Origin of the sequence: Streptomyces marispadix, from assembly GCF_022524345.1 — a bacterium.
Classification (GTDB): domain Bacteria; phylum Actinomycetota; class Actinomycetes; order Streptomycetales; family Streptomycetaceae; genus Streptomyces; species Streptomyces marispadix.
In genome coordinates this window covers 262,352-279,996 of sequence record NZ_JAKWJU010000002.1, presented here as the reverse complement: position 1 = coordinate 279,996, position 17,645 = coordinate 262,352, and the positions used below count along the sequence as shown (strand labels likewise).

The following is a 17,645-nucleotide window of genomic DNA, read 5'->3' as shown; positions in this document are numbered from 1 at the left end:
AACGAACGGGGTGAACGGGGTGAATGGGGCGAACGGTGCGAGCGGAACGAGGGAGAGAGCGGAGTGCGGCGGCCGACCGGCGGCGAGGACATGAGCGCACACCTGGACGCGGAGACGCTCGGCCTCCCGGCCTTGGGGCGGCGCGCGACGCTGGTGCAGTTCTCCAGCGCCTTCTGCCAGCCGTGCCGGGCGACGAGGCGGATACTCGGCGAGGTGAGCGCGATGGTGCCCGGCGTGGCGCACGCGGAGATCGACGCCGAGCAACATCTGCCCGTCGTAAGGGAGTTGGGCATCGCGCGCACCCCGGCGGTGCTCGTCCTGGACGCCCGCGGGCGTGAGGTGAGCCGCGCGTACGGGCAGCCGCGCAAGGCCGATGTCATCGCGGCGCTGGGCGCGGCGGTGGAGGAGGGGACCCGGTAGGCGAGTGGCGGGGCGTGCGGTTAGCTGTCTGCGCTCCCGTGATTGTCGTCGCATCCGGGCGCTTGTTCCTTGACCCCCACCCGCCACCTGGGCACCGTGACAGCGCGGTCGCCGACGGCGTCGCGGTGCGGCCGCCGTGATTGAGTTGAGCCCGTGCTCCGGCGGGCCCGGGGGTATGCAAGGTCACAGTTCCCGGCCTTGAGAACCGGGTACGCGCTGTGTGTACTGACGAGTAATATAGAGCGACGGGGTGCCGGTTCAGCGACGGACCGGAACCGTAGGACAAGCAGTAGGAGAGCCGGCGTGAGCTTGAGGATCGTTGTCTGTGTGAAGTACGTGCCCGACGCCACCGGCGACCGGCACTTCGCCGAGGACCTGACCACCGACCGCGAGTCCGTGGACGGCCTGCTCTCGGAGCTGGACGAGTACGCGGTGGAGCAGGCCCTCCAGATCTCCGAGGACGCCGACGACGCGGAGATCACCGTGCTCACCGTCGGCCCCGACGACGCCAAGGACGCGCTGCGCAAGGCGCTTTCGATGGGTGCGGACAAGGCGGTGCACGTCGAGGACGACGACCTGCACGGCACGGACGTCATCGGCACCTCGGCGGTGCTGGCCAAGGCGATCGAGAAGACCGGCTACGACCTGGTCGTCTGCGGCATGGCCTCCACCGACGGCACGATGGGCGTGCTCCCGGCGCTGCTGGCCGAGCGCCTGGGCGTGCCGCAGGTGACGCTGCTGTCGGAGGTCTCCGTCACCGACGGCAAGGTCAACGGGCGCCGCGACGGCGACACCGCGACCGAGCAGCTGGAGGCTTCGCTGCCTGCCGTCGTCTCCGTGACCGACCAGTCCGGCGAGGCCCGTTACCCGTCGTTCAAGGGGATCATGGCGGCGAAGAAGAAGCCCGTGGAGTCCCTCGACCTGGACGACCTGGACATCGAGGCGGACGAGGTCGGGCTCGACGGCGCCTGGACGAAGGTCGACGACGCGACGCCGCGCCCGGCGCGCACCGCCGGCACCGTCGTCAAGGACGAGGGCGAAGGCGGCAAGCAGCTCGCCGAATTCCTCGCGGAGCGCAAGTTCGTATAGCGCCGCCCGGCGGGCCGGAAGCCCGTCCGACGCCGCACCCGAAGACCCCCTCCGCTCGACCGCCACACTTTCCGCAGGAGCAACCCCATGGCTGAAGTCCTTGTCTACGTCGACCACGTGGACGGTGCCGTCCGCAAGCCGACCCTCGAACTGCTCACCCTGGCCCGCCGCCTCGGCGACCCGGTGGCCGTGCACCTCGGTGCGGGCGCCGACGAGGCGGCCAAGACCCTCGGCGAGTACGGTGCGGTGAAGGTACTGGCCGCCGACAGCGCCGAGTTCGCCGACTACCTCGTCGTGCCCAAGGTCGACGCTCTCCAGGCCGCCTACGACGCCGTCTCCCCGGCCGCCGTGCTGGTGCCGTCCTCCGCGGAGGGCAAGGAGATCGCCGCGCGCCTCGCGGTGCGCATCGGCTCCGGCATCATCACCGACGCCGTCGACCTGGAGGCCGGGGACGAAGGGCCGGTGGCCACTCAGTCGGTGTTCGCCGCGGCCTTCACCACCAAGTCCCGTGTCAGCAAGGGCACTCCGGTCATCACGGTCAAGCCCAACTCCACCGCGCCGGAGGCCGCTCCGGCCGCCGGTACGGTCGAGCAGCTTTCGGTGTCCTTCGGTGAGAAGTCGACCGGCACGAAGATCGTCTCCCGTACGCCGCGTGAGTCGAGCGGCCGTCCGGAGCTGACGGAGGCGGCGATCGTGGTCTCGGGCGGCCGCGGCGTCAACGGCGCCGAGAACTTCCACATCATCGAGGCGCTGGCCGACTCCCTCGGCGCGGCCGTCGGCGCCTCGCGTGCCGCCGTCGACGCCGGCTGGTACCCGCACTCCAACCAGGTCGGGCAGACCGGCAAGACCGTCTCTCCGCAGCTCTACGTCGCGACCGGCATCTCCGGTGCGATCCAGCACCGTGCGGGCATGCAGACCTCGAAGACCATCGTCGCGATCAACAAGGACGCCGAGGCGCCGATCTTCGACCTCGTCGACTACGGCGTCGTCGGCGACCTCTTCGACGTCGTCCCGGCTCTGACCGAGGAGGTCAAGACCCGCAAGGGCTGAACTCCGGCCGAGGCCGGCCGCGTCGGCCCCTCGAAGGGCTCAGCTCCTGCGGCTCGCAGCCGCCCCGCCCGCCCCCGTACGCCACCGGCGTGCGGGGGCGGACGTGCGTGCGCGTGTGCCCGGCGCTGCCCGGCGTGGTTGACCTGCTCGAAGGCGGTGGATAGCTTCGGCCTTCGTTCTACGAATTGTTGATTCCGCTAAGCGGAAAAGGAGGCCGGTGTGGCCGAGCACCGCGACGGCACTGCGCCGACGAGCCTGACGAAGAGCGTGAGCGAGGACCTCGCCGCCCGGCTCGCCCCCGTGGACGCCGAACTCGCCCGCCGCTATCCCGGGGAGCCCGCCTCGCGGCAGCCCGTGCACACCGTCTACGTACCGGCGGACGCCTTCTCCGCCCGCACCGTGCGCTCCTGGGGCGAGCAGGCCCTGGCGCTGCTCGACGAACACGCCCCGGACGCCGCCTCGTTCGCCTCCGTGCTGGCGCTGCCGCCGCAGCTCGCCGAGCCGGTGCACGACCGGGTACGGGCGAAGCTGGAACGCGAGCCGGTGGAGGACCTGCGTATCGACTTCGAGGACGGATACGGCCGTCGGCCCGACGCGGAGGAGGACGCCGCGGCGGCACGCGCCGCACGACTGGTGTGCGCCGCCTGCGAGGACGGCAGCGTGCCGCCCTACGTGGGCATCCGCATGAAGTGCATGGAAGCCGACGTGCGCGAGCGCGGCATCCGCACCCTCGACATCTTCCTCACCGGCCTGATGGACGCCGGGGAACTGCCCGCGGGCCTGGTGCTGACGCTGCCCAAGGTCAGCCACCCCGAACAGGTCGCGGCCATGGCCGAGTTGTGCGCCGAGTTCGAGTCCGCGCGCCGACTGCCCGCGGGGCGCCTCGGGTTCGAGATCCAGATCGAGACCACCCAGTCCATCCTCGGCCCCGACGGGCGCGCCACCGTCGCCCTCATGATCGACGCCGCCGGCGGGCGCGCCACCTCCCTGCACTACGGCACCTTCGACTACAGCGCGGCCTGCGGAGTGAGCGCCGCACACCAGGCGATGGACCACCCCGTTGCCGACCACGCCAAGGCCGTGATGCAGACTGCCGCGGCGGGCACGGGAGTTCGCCTCTCCGACGGTTCCACGAACATCGTCCCCACCGGCCCCGGGGAGCAGGTCCACGACGCCTGGCGGCTCCATCACCGCCTCGTACAGCGGTCGTTGGCACGCGCGTACTACCAGGGATGGGACATGCACCCCGGCCATCTGCCGACGCGCTACGCCGCCGTCTACGGCTTCTACCGCGAGGGCATGGAACGTGCCGCGGCCCGGCTCGCCGCCTACACCGGCAGCGCGGGCGCCGACGCCGCCGTCATGGACGAGCCCGCCACGGCCCGCGCGCTCGGCAACTACCTGCTGCGGGGCCTCGATTGCGGGGCGCTCTCGCCCGGCGAGGTCGCCGCGCACTCCGGTCTCACGCGGGCGGACCTCGGCCGCCTGGCAGGACGCACCGAAGAGGCGCGGGACGAATCGGCCCCGTAGTCTGGGCCCTTCGCCACACGATGATTCGTGCTCGACGGTTCGGTACGCCACAATTCGGTGCGCTGCGACCGTGTGCGGCGACCGGGCACGATGGCCGGTGCACGGTGACGAGTGTGCGCGACTCGTACGTGGCGGATTTCGTACGCGGCAAAGGGGACGGGCAGTGCGGACACCGGGGGAGCAGCCGCCGGCGGGCGGCGGAAGCGGCGAATCGGGGCCGGCGGGTGCCAACTCGGCCCCGGGCGGCGGCAGTCCGGGCCCGGGCACGGGGCCCGCGGAGCCGGGCAGGGTTCTCGCGGGACGCTACCGGGTGACGGGCCGGCTCGGCCGCGGCGGCATGGGCGTGGTCTGGCGCGCCGTCGACGAAGTGCTCGGCCGTGAGGTCGCCGTCAAGGAGCTGCGGACGTTCGCCGACGCCGCCCCTTCCGAACTGGAGGAGCTGCGCACCCGGATGCAGCGCGAGGCGCGGGCCGCGGCCAGGGTGCGGCACGCGGGCGTCGTCTCAGTACACGACGTCGCACAGCACGAGGGCCGCCCCGTCATCGTGATGGAACTGATCGAGGGGCCCTCCCTCGACGACGTGCTGCGGGAACGGGGCACCGTCGAGCCACGGGAGGCCGCCGCGATCGGGGCCAAGGTGATGGGCGCCCTGGCGGCCGCCCACCGCGCGGGCGTGCTGCACCGCGACGTCAAGCCCGGCAACGTGCTGCTGGAGAGCGGCTCCGACCGCGTCGTACTCACCGACTTCGGGATCGCGGCGGTGGAGGACCCGGACGACGGCGCCGGTACGCAACTGACGGGCAGCGGCGAACTCGTCGGCTCTCTCGACTACTTGGCGCCGGAGCGGGCGCGCGGCGAAGCCCCCCGCGAGGCATGCGACGTATGGGCGCTCGGGGCCACTCTCTACGCTGCCGTCGAGGGAGCCGCGCCCTTCCGCCGCACCTCGACGTGGTCCACGCTCAACGCGATCGTCGTCGAACCGCTGCCGGAGCCCCGGAACGCAGGGCCCCTCGCGCCCGTACTGGCCGAACTGATGGACAAGGACCCGCAGAAGCGGGCCGGTGCGGAGCGTGCCACGGCGCTGCTGGAGGCCGTCGCACAGGGTGTCCGGCCCCCGGCGGACCCCTCCTCGACGATGCGTCTGGGCAAGGCGGAGCAGGGCGGCGGCCTGTCGTCCGGGTCCGCCGGCGGTCAAGGCGCGGGCGCGCAGGGGCAGTTCGGCCCGCAGGGCGCGGCGGGGGCCGCATCCGGGGGTGGCGGTAACGTCAGTGCGGGCGGATACGGCGGGGGTGGGCCCGGGGCGCCGGTTCCCGCAGCGCACGGGCCGGGTGTACCTCATGGGCCCGTGCCGTCCGGTTCGGGCCGCGGCATGAGCGGTGACGAGGACACCGACCGGCACACCGTACGTACCCGTGCCGAGCGGGCGAAGGGCCGCCGCCGCGCGCTGATCGCCGCAGCGGTCGCCGCGGTCGTGGTGACGGGCGCGGGCGCCGCCTACGCGGCGATCTCCGGTGACGGCGGCGACCGAGCGGGGGGAGCGGCCGGGAAGCGCGTCGTCCCCGGCGGCGGCGACCAGGAAGCGGACCGGAGCGGCGGCAGCGTGCCCGAGAGGGACGGGCGTTCGCCCGACGGACGCCAGAAGGGCGACGGCAGGCCGGGCGCCTCGGGCGGCGACGGCAAGGGCGGCCGGAAAGGCGCGGGCGGCTCCGGCGGAGGTGACGGCGGTACCACCGGCGGCGTTCCGGGGGCCACCGTGGGCGGCGGGAGCACGGGCGGCAGCGGAGGCGGCGGCGCGACGCAGCCGAAGGCGTGCCACCCCAGTGGCGGGAACAAGTTCGACTGCACGGTCTGGAAGGCGGCGACGTCCTACAACGCGGAGCACAAGCCCGTCGGCCAACTCAACGCGGGAATCAACTACTTCTACTGCCAGAAGAAGCTTCCGGCGCACCGCGAGACCTCGGGACGCTGGACGAACGTCTGGTGGGCGAAGACCGACGACGACAAGGGCAACAAGAACGTGTTCGTGTCCGACGTCTACATCAAGGGCGGGGACAACAACGAGCCGGTGCCCGGACTTCCCCGTTGCTGACGCTCGCGTCGGCGCCCGCGGCCGAGGACGCGCACCGGAGGGGCAGCGGGCGTAGGGGCGAGTGAGATGGACGAGCGGGAATCAGCGGGACTCCAAGCGCCGGAACAGGCAACGGAACGGGACTCCGCCGAACGGGCGTTCACCGATGGTGAGTTCACCGAGCATGTCGCCGGGGCCCTCGCCGCGCTGCCCGCCGTCGAGGCCGTGGCGCTGGGCGGCTCCCGCGCACAGGGGACCCAACGGCCCGGCAGCGACTGGGACTTCGCCCTCTACTACCGCGGCGCGTTCGACCCCGCCGATCTGCGCGCACTCGGCTGGCCCGGCGAGGTCAGCGAGATCGGAGCGTGGGGCGGCGGCGTCTTCAACGGAGGGGCGTGGCTGACCGTCGACGGACGCCGCACCGATGTCCACTACCGCGATCTGGACGTCGTGGAACACGAACTGGCGGAGGCCGAGCAGGGACGCTTCCACCGTGAGCAGCTCATGTTCCACCTCGCGGGCATCCCCAGCTATCTCGTCGTCGCCGAACTCGCCCTGAACCGTGTGCTGTCCGGGCGTCTGCCACGGCCCGCCTACCCTTCGGCGCTGCGTACGTCGGCGTCCGCGCAGTGGCGCGAGACCGCCTGTCTCACTCTCTCCTACGCCGAGTCCGCCGGCGCTCCGCGCGGCGGCCGTACGGAAGTCGTGGGCGCGATCGCGGTGGCCGCCATGCAGCAGGCCCATGCGGTGCTCGCGGCGCGCGGGGAGTGGGTGACCAACGAGAAGACGCTGCTGGACCGTGCGGGGCTGCGCGAAATCGACGAAGTGACCGCGGAGGCGGGCTCAAGTCCCGAGGCGCTTGCCGCGGCCGTGGAGGAGGCACGGGCGCTCTTCGACTCCGTACTGCCCGGCTGAACTCGCGGCGGCGTACCGTGCGTTCACCAACGGGCTCCGGTCCGCCGACCGGCGCCGAGCCCGCGCTCCTCAGCAGACCCGGCCGAGCGCCAACCGCCCTCAGCCAGGCGGCAGTTCGCCCGATCCCCGCGCGATCAGCTTCGTAGGATGCGTCATGAGCTGCGGCGGGTCGTGTGCGCCCTCAAGGCGACGGAAGAGCAAGTCGGCGGCTGTGCGCCCGAGTTGGGCCGGGTCCTGCGCTACGACGGTGACGGGCGGCGAGAGCAGGTCGGCGAGTTCGAAGTCGTCGAACCCGACGAGCGCAACGGGCCGGTCCAGTTCGGCGAGCACCCGCACCAGCGTGACCGTGACCCGGTTGTTGCCCGCGAAGATCGCCGTGACCGGCTCGGGGCCGCCGAGCATGCGCTCGGCGTCGGCCCGTACCCGCTTGGGATCGGTGACGCCCGGCGCCAGCCAGCTCGCATGCACCGGCAGTCCTGCCTCGGACATGGCCGCCTCATAGCCCCTGACACGTTCGTGCGCGGTGTGGATGCGCGGGAGGTCGCCGATGAAGCCGATGCGGCGGTGCCCGTGCGCGACGAGATGCGCGACGCCTTCGCGGGCGCCGGCGAAGCTGTCGACGAGCACCTGGTCGGCCTCGATCCTCCCCGGCGGGCGGTCCACGAAGACGGTGGCGACACCGGCGGCTATCTCAGGCTCCAGATAGCGGTGGTCGTCGCTGGCGGGGACGATGACGAGACCGTCCACCCGCCGTGCGCACAGCGCGAGGACCAACTCCTGTTCGCGGCCCGGGTCTTCGGCGCTGGAGCCGTTGATCAGCAACGCCCCGTGCGCGCGGGCGACTTCCTCCACGGCGCGGCTCAGCGGTGCGTAGAAGGGGTCGGCGAGGTCCTCCAGCACGAGCCCGATGCTGGCGGTGCGGCCCTTACGGAGGATGCGGGCGCTGTCGTTGCGGCGGAAGCCGAGAGCGGTGATCGACTCCTGCACCCGGCGCTCGGTGTCGGGGGAGACCCCTGCCTCGCCGTTGACCACTCTGGAGACGGTCTTGAGGCCGACCCCGGCGCGGGCGGCGACGTCCTTCATCGTCGGACGGTTGCCGTAGCGGCCCCCGGAGGCGCGGGCGGCGGCGGAACGTACGGTCTCGGGCACGGCGTTCGGGTCCCCCTCGAAGCGGTGAAGCGGCAGCGAGCAGCATAGCGGCCTTGCACAGCAGTCTGGACAACGTTGTCACAAAGCGCCAGACTTGAGCCTCGTCCGTTCCCGTCCGGGGGCGGGTCTCCGGCCCCTCCCCGGGAGTACATCACCCATGCACACGGACCTCGTCGCGGCCCTCGACATCGGCGGTACGAAGATCGCTGGCGCACTGGTGGACAGCGACGGCGGACTGCTCGTGCGGGCACAGCGTCCCACGCCGCCCCAGGGGAGCGGAGAGCAGGTCATGGCCGCCCTCCACGAGGTCCTGGACGAACTCGCCGCGTCGCCGCTGTGGCCGGGCGTACGGGCCGTGGGCATCGGCAGCGCCGGTCCGGTGGACGCCAAGGCGGGCACGGTCTCTCCCGTGAACATCCCCGGCTGGCGCGACTTCCCGCTCGTGCGGGGCGTACAGGAGCGCACGGGCGGGCTGGCAGCGACCCTCGTCGGCGACGGTGTGGCGATGGCCGCCGCCGAGCACTGGCAGGGCGCGGCACGCGGCCGCACCGGTGCCCTGTGCATGGTGGTCTCCACGGGCGTCGGCGGCGGGCTCGTACTCGGCGGCGAACTGCACCCCGGCCCCAGCGGCAACGCCGGTCACATCGGCCACATCAGCGTCGACCTCGACGGGGACAGTTGCCCCTGCGGAGGACGCGGCTGCGTGGAACGCATCGCGTCCGGCCCCAACATCGCCCGACGCGCCCTGGATCTGGGCTGGCGCCCCGGGCCCGACGGCGACGCCTCGGCGGCGGCGGTCGCCTCGGCGGCGGCCGAGGGGCACCCGGCGGCCGTGGCCTCGTTCGAGCGCGCGGCCCGTGCGCTCGCGGCGGGCATCGCCGCCACGGCCACGCTCGTCGAGGTGGAGATAGCCGTACTCGGCGGTGGAGTGGCGAAGGCGGGGGAGGTCCTCTTCGCGCCGCTGCGCCGGGCGCTGACCGAGTACGCGACGCTGTCGTTCGTGAGGGGGCTGGAGGTGGCGCCCGCGCAGATGGGCACCGACGCCGGGCTCATCGGGGCGGCGGCGGCCTGCCGGGGGCTGGACTGCCGCTGAACGCGGGGCAGTCGGGCGGTCGACGCCGGCTCGGCGACCCGGACGGCCGGACCGAGCGGCGTGAACTCGGGGTGCCGGACCCGTGCGGCCTGAACTCCGGCGGTCCCGGCGCGACTTCAGGCCCGAGAGGGATGCGCGGCGTCAGGCTCGCATGGGCTGCGAGCGCAGCGCGGCGCGCGCGCATACTCCGTCGGCGGCAGCCCGACCGTGTCGGTGAAGTCCCTTACGAGATGGGCCTGATCGCTGTATCCGAGTTCGCCCGCCAGCCGCGCCCAGTCGACGTCCGGGCGTCCCGCCGCCTGCTCCAGCGCCTCGTGGATGCGGTAGCGCAGGATGACCCACTTGGGGCCCACGCCCACGCAGTCGGCGAAGAGCCGTTGCAGCGAACGCACCGACACCCCTTCACCGCGGGCGAGTTGACCGACGCGGGTGAGGCGGCGGTCGGTGCGCACGCGGTGGACGAGGCGCATCGCACGCTCCGCGGCTGCGTCCTCCTCCGGTCCGAGCCGCAGCAGGAACTCGTCCAGCGCCTCGACCCTGGCGTCCTCCTCGCCGGGCGTGAGCACCTGCACGGGGGCGCCGCCTTCGGCGGGGAAGACCTCCGTGAGCGGGTCGCGCCGCCCCGTGAGCGCCGCCACGGTCCCCCTGCCGCTACGGGCGAGGAACGGCCGGAAGCCGCCGGGCCGGAACTGGACGCCGCACACCTGCCCCCTGCCCTCCAGGCTGATGGAGAACAGGCCCAGCCCGACGCCCGCCACCTCGGCCACCGGCGGCAGAGCCCCGTAGCGCTGGAAGACCACGTTCACCGAGGGGTGCGGCACGACCTGGGAGAGGAAGGGCTGTTCCAGGTCCCAGTCGATCAGCCAGTAGTGCTCCACATACGGGTGCAGCGGCTGGGCCGCCGCCCGCCTGCGGAAACGCACCCGGGAGAGGAGTCCCTCGGCGTCGACGATGCCCCGGGTGTCCCGCCGGGGCGCACCGGAGCCGAAGCCGGCGTCGTCGCCGGGGGCGGCCGGGCCGCGCAGGCTGTGCCGCCCGTCCTCCCCGCCGTCCGCGCCGTCCCGGCTCCCACCTGCCATGCCGCCGATCCTATGCCGGGCACGATGTCGCGTTTCTTCAAGCCCGAGCCCGCACGGGCGACGTAGCTTTCCGGACATGACGAACGAGATCTCCGGACTGCTGGTAGGCGCCGCCCGTGAGGCCCGCCCCGTCGTACACGGCGTACGGGAGGACCAGCTCTCCGACCCCACCCCGTGCAGTGAGTACGACGTAAAGGCCCTGCTCAACCATCTCCTCCATGTCGTGGTGAGCTTCCAGGCCCTCGCCGCGAAGGGCACCGCGGACTTCGCCACCACACCGGACCGGGTGGGCGAGAGCAGCGACTGGCGCGCCCTCTTCGACGACGAGACAGAACGGCTGGTGACCGCCTGGTCCGCGCCCGGTGCGCTGGAGGGCACCTCGCAGGGCATGGGCCTTCCGCAGACCACCGTCGGAGGCATGGTGCTCGGCGACCTCACGGTGCACGCGTGGGACCTCGCCCGCGCCACCGGCCAGGACTTCACCCCGTATGAGCCGAGCCTCCCGACGCTGGTGGAGGGCTGGCGCCAACTCGCCCCCACCGGGCGGAAGATGGGCGTCTTCGGCGAGCCCTTCCCGGTGCCGGAGGGCGCCTCTCCCTTCGACGAACTCCTGGCTCTCAGCGGGCGCGACCCCGGCTGGCGGCCCGCGGTGAAGCACTGACGGCGGCTCTACGGCCCGTTCCCCGGCCCACGGTCCCCGCCCGACCCCCCGCCCGTCGCTCCGAGAATTCGGCGCGTGCACCTCCGTACCGGCCGTGCCGTGGTGAAACGCGCCTCGCGCGCCAGGGTTTTGCGACGGCGCCGCCCCCGCGCGTTTCCGTGGCAGGGTTGAGCGGGCAGCGTGAAACGGGGGGCGACGGCAGAGGGGGACCGACCGTGATCGTGTGGCTCAACGGCGCCTTCGGTACGGGCAAGACCACCGCGGCGCAGGAACTCGTGGAGCTGATCCCGGGGAGCACCCTGTGCGACCCGGCCCTGATCGGTACGGGACTGAGATGCATGCTCCCCAAGGAACGCCTCGCCCAGGTCGACGACTACCAGCAACTCCCTTCCTGGCGGCGGCTCGTGGCCGACACGGCGGCGGCCCTGCTCACGGAGGTGCCGGGGCCGCTGATCGTTCCCATGACGCTGCTGCGGCAGGAGTACCGGGACGAGATCTTCGGTGCGCTGGCCGCCCGCCGGATTCCCGTCCGCCACGTACTGCTTCACGCGGACGAAACGATCCTTCGGATGCGCATCGAACAGGCAGGTGACAACGACAGCCGCCCGGACCGCAGTTGGTGCCGCCGCCAGCTTCCCGAATACCGTGCGGCCCTCGGCTGGCTCACCGAGGACGCGCACACCGTGGAGACCTCCGGGCTCACTCCGCGGCAGACCGCGGAGGAGGTCGCGGGGGCGCTGCGCGCGGGAGCGGGAAGCCTGGAGATCGTGCAGACGCCGGAACCGACCGCCGAGACCCTGGCGGCCGGTGTCCTGCTCTTCGACGAGCAGGACAGGGTGCTGCTCGTCGACCCGACCTACAAGCCGGGCTGGGAGTTCCCCGGCGGCGTCGTCGAACCCGGAGAGGCGCCCGCGCACGCGGGAGTGCGCGAGGTCGCCGAGGAACTCGGCCTGCGGCTGAAGGGCGACCCCCGGCTGCTCGTCACCGACTGGGAACCGCCACGGCCCCCCGGCTACGGCGGCATACGCCTCCTCTTCGACGGCGGCCTACTCCCCGCCGAGGAGGCGGAACGGGTGCTGCTGCCCGGTGCCGAACTGCGCGGCTGGCGCTTCGTCACCGAGGCCGAGGCCGCCGAACTCCTGCCTCCCGTAAGGCTGGAGAGGCTGCGCGGTGCGCTGAGGGCACGCGAGGCGGGGCGGCCCCTCTATCTGGAGGCCGGTGTTCCCATCGGCGGACTGGACGGACGCGACGCGGCGTAGGGCTGCGTAGCGACCGCTCGGCGCAGAAGGATCGGACACGGAACGAATCGGCGCACGAGCCGGAGCACGAGGCGGTTGCACGAATCGGCGCACGAGGCGACGTCGAGCGGAGTCCCGGCGCCGTGACGCGGAGCCTCACGTAGTACGAGGAGTGAGTTCGGCGACTGAGTTCCCGGGGCGGTTCGGAACGCCGTCGCACGGCGCGTGCCGCCGTCAGGCGCGCTCTGCGTACTCCCGCAGGAACAGCGCCTCCGCGACCGACAGCCGCTCCAACTCCTCAGGCGAGACGCTCTCGTTGACCGCGTGGATCTGGGCGGCGGGCTCGCTGAGGCCGATCAGCAGGATCTCCGCCCGCGGATAGAGCGTGGCCAGGGTGTCGCACAGCGGGATCGAGCCTCCCTGCCCCGCGATCTGCATCTCCTGCCCGTCGTAGGCCGCGCTCAGCGCATCGGCCATCGCCTGGTACGCGGGACTGGTCGTGTCCGCGCTGAACGGACGCCCCTCGCCGGTCCGTTCGACGCTCACGCGCGCACCCCACGGGGCGTGTGACTGAAGGTGCGCGATCAGCAGCCGCGTCATGTTCTCGGCGTCCGCACCCGGCGGTACGCGCAGACTGACCGAGGCGCGCGCCCTCGCATGCACGGACGGCGTGGCCCCCACGACCGGCGGGCAGTCGATGCCCAGCACCGTGACGGACGGCTGCGCCCAGATGCGGTCGGCGACGCTTCCCCCACCGGTGAGGGCTACTCCGTCGAGCACGCGTGCGTCGCGGCGGAAGTCCTCCTCCGGGTACTCCATGCCGTCCCAGCGCTGGCAGGGCTCCACGCCGTCGATGACGGTCCCGCCGTCGGCGTCGCGCAGGGAGTCGAGCATGCGCATGAGCGCCGCGAGCGCGTCGGGGGCGGCACCCCCGAACTGACCGGAGTGGAGATTGCCCTCCAGGGTCTCGACCGTGACCCGCAGTCCCGCCATGCCGCGCAGCGAGGCGGTCACGGTCGGCAGTCCGGCACGGAAGTTGCCGGAGTCCCCGATGACGATCGTGTCGGCCGACAGCAGTTCGGGGTGCGCCTCCGCGTAGCGCTGGAGGCCGCCCGTGCCCTGCTCCTCCGAGCCCTCCGCGATGAACTTGACCGTCACCGGAAGCCCGCCGGTCTCGGAACGCAGAGCCCGAAGTGCCAGCAGATGCATGACGATTCCGCCCTTGCAGTCGGCCGCGCCGCGCCCGTACCAGCGTCCGTCGCGTTCGGTGAGTGCGAACGGCGGTGTGTGCCAGGCGTCTTCGTCCAGCGGCGGCTGCACGTCGTAGTGGGCGTAGAGCAGCACCGTCGGGGCGTCCGGCGGGCCGGGCAGCGTTCCGTAGACGGACTCGGTGCCGTCGGGCGTGACGAAGACGTCCACCTCCTGGAAGCCGTCGGCACGCAGCGCGTCCGCGACCCAGCGGGCCGCGCCCTCGCACTCGCTCCTCGGGAACTGCGCGGGGTCGGCCACCGAGCGGAAGGCGACCAGTTCCGCAAGTTCCGTACGGGCGCGGGGCATCAGGGAGGCCACGGCGGAGGCGATGGCGGCATCACCGGCGGCGGCACCGGCCCCGGGCGCGTGGTCCACGGCCTGAGCTCCGGTCCGGTCGGCAGCTCCCGCCTGTCCGTTCTCTCCGGCCTTTCCGTCGTCTCCACGGGCCGGGCTGAGAGTCATGTGAACGCTCCTTGTGGGCGCGGTGTTCGGGACGTCTCCCCGCGTGGCCGTTGTGCGGTCCAGGTGCAGGGAACGTGGTGTGAAGTCGGCGATGATCCTCCCACAGGGGGAGCGGCACGGGCGGCGCCGTAGGATGCGATCGGCCACACCAAGCCGAGGTCGAGCGGAGCGGAAGCACATCGTGAACAGCGAGGACGCAACCGGGGCAGAGGGGCGGGGCGACGCCGGGGGCGCGGTCGCCGCGGGCACCGAGGAGACCTGGAGCGGGGAGCCGAACGGGCCGGAGAGCAAGGGCAGTTCGAGGCTCCCTGCGGGCGGTGCCGGTTCGGTTGAGGAAGTCTCGCCCGGGGATGACCCGACGGGGGCTGTCTCGACCGGGAACGCCTCGGCCGGGGATGCCTCGGCCGGGGACGTCCTCGCTGAGAACGCCTCCGGTGAGGCCGACGGTGGCTCCGATGACGGAGAGGGCGGCTCCGACGCGGACGCCGAGTACGCATCCGGGTCCGACCCAGGTACGGACACCGACTCCGGCACGGACGCCGACTCCGGGCCCGCGCCCGCCTTCGCACCCGACGATGTCGCGAGCGCGGAGGCCGAGGACCCGGTGTGGGACGTGGTCGTGGTCGGCGCGGGCCCGGCGGGAGCGTCGGCGGCGTATGCGGCGGCCGTCGCGGGACGCCGGGTGCTGCTGCTGGAGAAGGCCGAACTGCCGCGCTACAAGACCTGCGGCGGCGGCATCATCGGACCCTCGCGCGACGCCCTGCCCCCGGGTTTCGACCTTCCGCTGCGCGACCGCGTACACGCCGTGACCTTCTCCCTCAACGGCAGGCTCTCCCGTACCCGCCGCTCACGTCAGATGCTCTTCGGCCTGGTCAACCGCTCCGAACTCGACCAGTCGCTCGTCGAGCACGCGGTCAAGGCGGGCGCCCGCGTACGTACGGGCGTCACCGTCACCCGCGTCGAACAGCACGGCGCCTCCGTGCCCGACCGCCGTACCGTCGCCGTCGTCGTCTCCGGTGAGGAACGGCCCGTACTCGCCCGCGCGGTCGTCGGCGCGGACGGCAGCGCGAGCCGGATAGGCGCCCACGTCGGCGTGAAGATGGACCAGGTCGATCTGGGGCTGGAGGCGGAGATCCCGGTGCCGTCGAGCGTTGCCGAGGACTGGGCGGGCCGGGTGCTCGTCGACTGGGGCCCGCTGCCCGGGAGTTACGGCTGGGTCTTCCCGAAGGGTGACACCCTCACCGTCGGTGTGATCTCGGCCCGCGGCGAAGGCGCCGCGACCAAGCGCTACTTGGAGGACTTCGTCGGCAGGCTCGGCCTGGCCGGCTTCGAACCCAGCGTCTCCTCGGGCCACTTGACCCGCTGCCGCGCCGAGGACTCGCCGCTCTCCCGGGGCCGGGTCCTGGTGTGCGGGGACGCCGCAGGGCTCCTCGAACCATGGACCCGGGAGGGAATCTCCTTCGCCCTGCGCTCCGGACGGCTCGCGGGGGAGTGGGCCGTAAGGGTCGCCGAGGCACACGACGCGGTGGACGCCCGCCGGCAGGCGCTCAACTACGCCTTCGCCGTCAAGGCCGGTCTGGGCGTGGAAATGGGTGTGGGGCGGCGCATGTTCAACGTCTTCTCGCGCCGCCCGGGGATGCTGCACGCCGCGCTCACCGGGTTCCGGCCCGCCTGGAACGTCTTCGCGGAGTTCACGCGCGGCGCCACATCGCTGCCCGAGGTCATCAGGACGAGCCCGATCGCGCGCCGCGCACTGGACGCGCTGGACCGGTAGCCGGGTGGGTTCACGGGGCTTCGCGTGGGGCGCGCGGCGCTGGGTGTGCGGCACGCGGGGAGCGGGGCGCCGCCGGGCGCGGGGCGCGGACCGGAGCGGACCGCGGAGCCCAAGTGCCGGTGTTCGCGGGGGAGTCGGCGCCGTAGCCGATAGCGCTCGTGTCGGTGCGGTGCGGTGCGGTGCGGTGCGGTGTGCTGTGCTGTGCTGTGCGCGGCGTGACCGTGGCCGGGGCCGTGGCCTCGGGCGGGTTCCTCTTCAGCCCTCGGACGTACTCGACCGGTACGCGCCCTCGTCGGCGGGCGGGAGCGCGGTGATCCGGAAGACCGGGTACTTGTGGGCGGCGGCGAGCAGTTCGGCGTCGGTCGACTTCGCGCTGAGCCCCTTGAAGAACGCCCCCACCTCCCAACTCCACTTCTTCAGATAGGCCCGCAGGATCTCCGGCTTCTCGTCGTCGCGCAGTTCGGATGCCGTGAACCGCTCTACGTGGCCTCCCTTGTGCAGCTCCCCGCCGCCCGCGGCACGCATGTTGTGCGTCCACTGGACATGGCCGCGCGGCGCCACGAGATAACGCTCACCCCGGTACGCGAGCGGATTGACGGGCGTACGGCGCCACTCGCCGCTCTTCCGGCCGCGCACGGCGAGTTCCCGTGACCCGGCTACGGCGATGCCGTGCCGGGCGAGCCAGGCGACAGCGGGATTGATTACGCGGCGGGTGAGCCAGTCCGGTCTGATGACATGTGCTGCGGTCATGGCGGAATCCTCCTGGGTGCGTGGGTGCGTGGGTGCGTGAGCGGTGGTCGGAGGCGAGAGCAGTGCTCTCGATCCCGGATCAATGCGGCGAGAGCGGCGCTCTCGGACCGGAGCGGTGCGCGCAAGAGCAGCGCTCTCAAGCGTTGCCAGCGCTCCGAACCGATTGCGAGAGCAGTGCTCTCTCTTTGGAGCAGTGTTGCACGAGCAGTGCACTAAATCCAGAGCAGTGCTCTCGAACGTGTGCAGTGCTTCCGCGAAGCTGGCAGACTTCGCCCATGGTCAGGATCCAGGGCGCCCGGGAGCGGGCACGTGACGAGATCGTCGTCGCCATCAAGGAGGAGGCCCGCAGACAGCTCGCCGCAGAGGGCGCGGCCAAGCTCTCCCTACGTGCCGTCGCCCGCAGCCTCGGCATGGTCTCCTCGGCGCTCTACCGCTACTTCCCCGGCCGGGACGACCTGTTGACCGCCCTGATCACCGACTCGTACGACGCGCTGGGGGCCGCCACCGAGGCCGCCCACGAGGCTTCCGCAGCGCAGGGCGACTCGCACATCGCGCGCTGGCAGGCCGTTTGCCGGGCGCATCGCGAGTGGGCGCTGGGCCACCCGCACGAGTACGCGCTCGTCTACGGTTCGCCGGTCCCCGGATATGCGGCACCGGCGTCCACGACGGTCTCCGCCACCCGTGCCGCGGCGGCTCTGGTCGCCGTGGCGTCCGACGCGTATGCCGCCGGTGCACTGCGGGTGCCCGGCACGGACAGGGGCAGCGGCGGTCCGGACCCCACGGCGGCCGGAGTCCCGGCAGCGCCCGCTGCCGTGCTCGACGACGCCCGTGAGCTGGCCGAGCGTCTGGAGGTACGGCTGCCCGCGCCGGTGGTCGCCGAACTGATCGCCGCCTGGGCGCAGTTGGCGGGGCTGGTGAGCTTCGAACTCTTCGGGCACTTCGAACGCGTCGTGGCAGCGAGGGAGAAGTTCTTCGACCACGCAGTGGCTTCGCTCGCCCACAACGTGGGCCTGGCCTGACCGGATTCGCGTCCGCGCATCTCTCGGCGCCAGTGCCTGCCGCCTCGTGAGCACCCGGCCCAGCGCCTCGTGAGCGCCCGCCGTTGCGATGTCGACC

At 72.7% G+C, this 17,645-nt stretch carries 15 protein-coding genes; 11 read left to right on the top strand and 4 right to left on the bottom strand.

The window, feature by feature from the left end; all coding sequences use genetic code 11:
* Nucleotides 1-90 precede the first annotated feature (90 nt).
* From MMA15_RS01235 to MMA15_RS01210, 6 genes are all read left to right on the top strand, one after another.
* Nucleotides 91-420, top strand: a complete 330-nt coding sequence (locus tag MMA15_RS01235; protein ID WP_241062913.1) for a TlpA family protein disulfide reductase — start codon at nt 91-93, stop codon at nt 418-420.
* A 303-nt stretch (nt 421-723) separates the two neighbouring features.
* On the top strand, nt 724-1,509 hold the full coding sequence (locus MMA15_RS01230; protein ID WP_241057077.1) for an electron transfer flavoprotein subunit beta/FixA family protein: 786 nt from the start codon (nt 724-726) through the stop codon (nt 1,507-1,509).
* Nucleotides 1,510-1,596: 87 nt separating this feature from the next.
* A complete protein-coding gene (locus tag MMA15_RS01225) occupies nt 1,597-2,559 on the top strand; it encodes an electron transfer flavoprotein subunit alpha/FixB family protein (RefSeq protein WP_241057076.1) in 963 nt (320 codons plus the stop codon).
* Between the two features lie 219 nt (nt 2,560-2,778).
* Nucleotides 2,779-4,089, top strand: coding sequence for a DUF6986 family protein (locus MMA15_RS01220; RefSeq protein ID WP_241057075.1), 1,311 nt, complete (start codon nt 2,779-2,781; stop codon nt 4,087-4,089).
* A gap of 163 nt (nt 4,090-4,252) precedes the next feature.
* Nucleotides 4,253-6,178 (top strand): serine/threonine-protein kinase, encoded by a 1,926-nt coding sequence (locus MMA15_RS01215; protein WP_308290487.1) that lies wholly within the window; start codon nt 4,253-4,255, stop codon nt 6,176-6,178.
* 66 nt (nt 6,179-6,244) lie between these two features.
* Nucleotides 6,245-7,072 (top strand): nucleotidyltransferase domain-containing protein, encoded by an 828-nt coding sequence (locus MMA15_RS01210; RefSeq protein ID WP_241057074.1) that lies wholly within the window; start codon nt 6,245-6,247, stop codon nt 7,070-7,072.
* A gap of 99 nt (nt 7,073-7,171) precedes the next feature.
* Here MMA15_RS01210 and MMA15_RS01205 read toward each other — a convergent pair whose 3' ends face one another.
* A complete protein-coding gene (locus tag MMA15_RS01205; RefSeq protein ID WP_241062911.1) occupies nt 7,172-8,155 on the bottom strand; it encodes a LacI family DNA-binding transcriptional regulator in 984 nt (327 codons plus the stop codon).
* A 223-nt stretch (nt 8,156-8,378) separates the two neighbouring features.
* On the opposite strand from MMA15_RS01205, the gene MMA15_RS01200 reads away from it, so the two are divergent.
* Nucleotides 8,379-9,314, top strand: coding sequence for an ROK family protein (locus MMA15_RS01200; protein ID WP_241057073.1), 936 nt, complete (start codon nt 8,379-8,381; stop codon nt 9,312-9,314).
* 116 nt (nt 9,315-9,430) lie between these two features.
* Here the strand turns inward: MMA15_RS01200 and MMA15_RS01195 are convergent, their stop codons facing one another.
* The gene (locus MMA15_RS01195; protein WP_241057072.1) at nt 9,431-10,393 is read right to left on the bottom strand and encodes a helix-turn-helix domain-containing protein; all 963 of its coding nucleotides are present in this window, start codon (nt 10,391-10,393) and stop codon (nt 9,431-9,433) included.
* A 76-nt stretch (nt 10,394-10,469) separates the two neighbouring features.
* On the opposite strand from MMA15_RS01195, the gene MMA15_RS01190 reads away from it, so the two are divergent.
* Entirely contained in the window at nt 10,470-11,054 is a 585-nt protein-coding gene (locus MMA15_RS01190) for a TIGR03086 family metal-binding protein (protein ID WP_241057071.1), read from the top strand.
* A gap of 215 nt (nt 11,055-11,269) precedes the next feature.
* Nucleotides 11,270-12,313, top strand: coding sequence for an NUDIX hydrolase (locus tag MMA15_RS01185; RefSeq protein ID WP_241057070.1), 1,044 nt, complete (start codon nt 11,270-11,272; stop codon nt 12,311-12,313).
* Nucleotides 12,314-12,526: 213 nt separating this feature from the next.
* Here MMA15_RS01185 and MMA15_RS01180 read toward each other — a convergent pair whose 3' ends face one another.
* Nucleotides 12,527-14,005 (bottom strand): dipeptidase, encoded by a 1,479-nt coding sequence (locus MMA15_RS01180; RefSeq protein WP_277399984.1) that lies wholly within the window; start codon nt 14,003-14,005, stop codon nt 12,527-12,529.
* Nucleotides 14,006-14,609: 604 nt separating this feature from the next.
* Between MMA15_RS01180 and MMA15_RS01175 the strand changes: the two genes are divergently transcribed.
* The gene (locus tag MMA15_RS01175) at nt 14,610-15,779 is read left to right on the top strand and encodes a geranylgeranyl reductase family protein (protein ID WP_241062909.1); all 1,170 of its coding nucleotides are present in this window, start codon (nt 14,610-14,612) and stop codon (nt 15,777-15,779) included.
* Nucleotides 15,780-16,034: 255 nt separating this feature from the next.
* Here the strand turns inward: MMA15_RS01175 and MMA15_RS01170 are convergent, their stop codons facing one another.
* Nucleotides 16,035-16,529, bottom strand: a complete 495-nt coding sequence (locus MMA15_RS01170; RefSeq protein WP_241057069.1) for a nitroreductase family deazaflavin-dependent oxidoreductase — start codon at nt 16,527-16,529, stop codon at nt 16,035-16,037.
* A gap of 275 nt (nt 16,530-16,804) precedes the next feature.
* Between MMA15_RS01170 and MMA15_RS01165 the strand changes: the two genes are divergently transcribed.
* Complete coding sequence (locus MMA15_RS01165; RefSeq protein ID WP_241057068.1) at nt 16,805-17,548, top strand: TetR/AcrR family transcriptional regulator; 744 nt, start codon at nt 16,805-16,807, stop codon at nt 17,546-17,548.
* Nucleotides 17,549-17,645 lie beyond the last annotated feature (97 nt).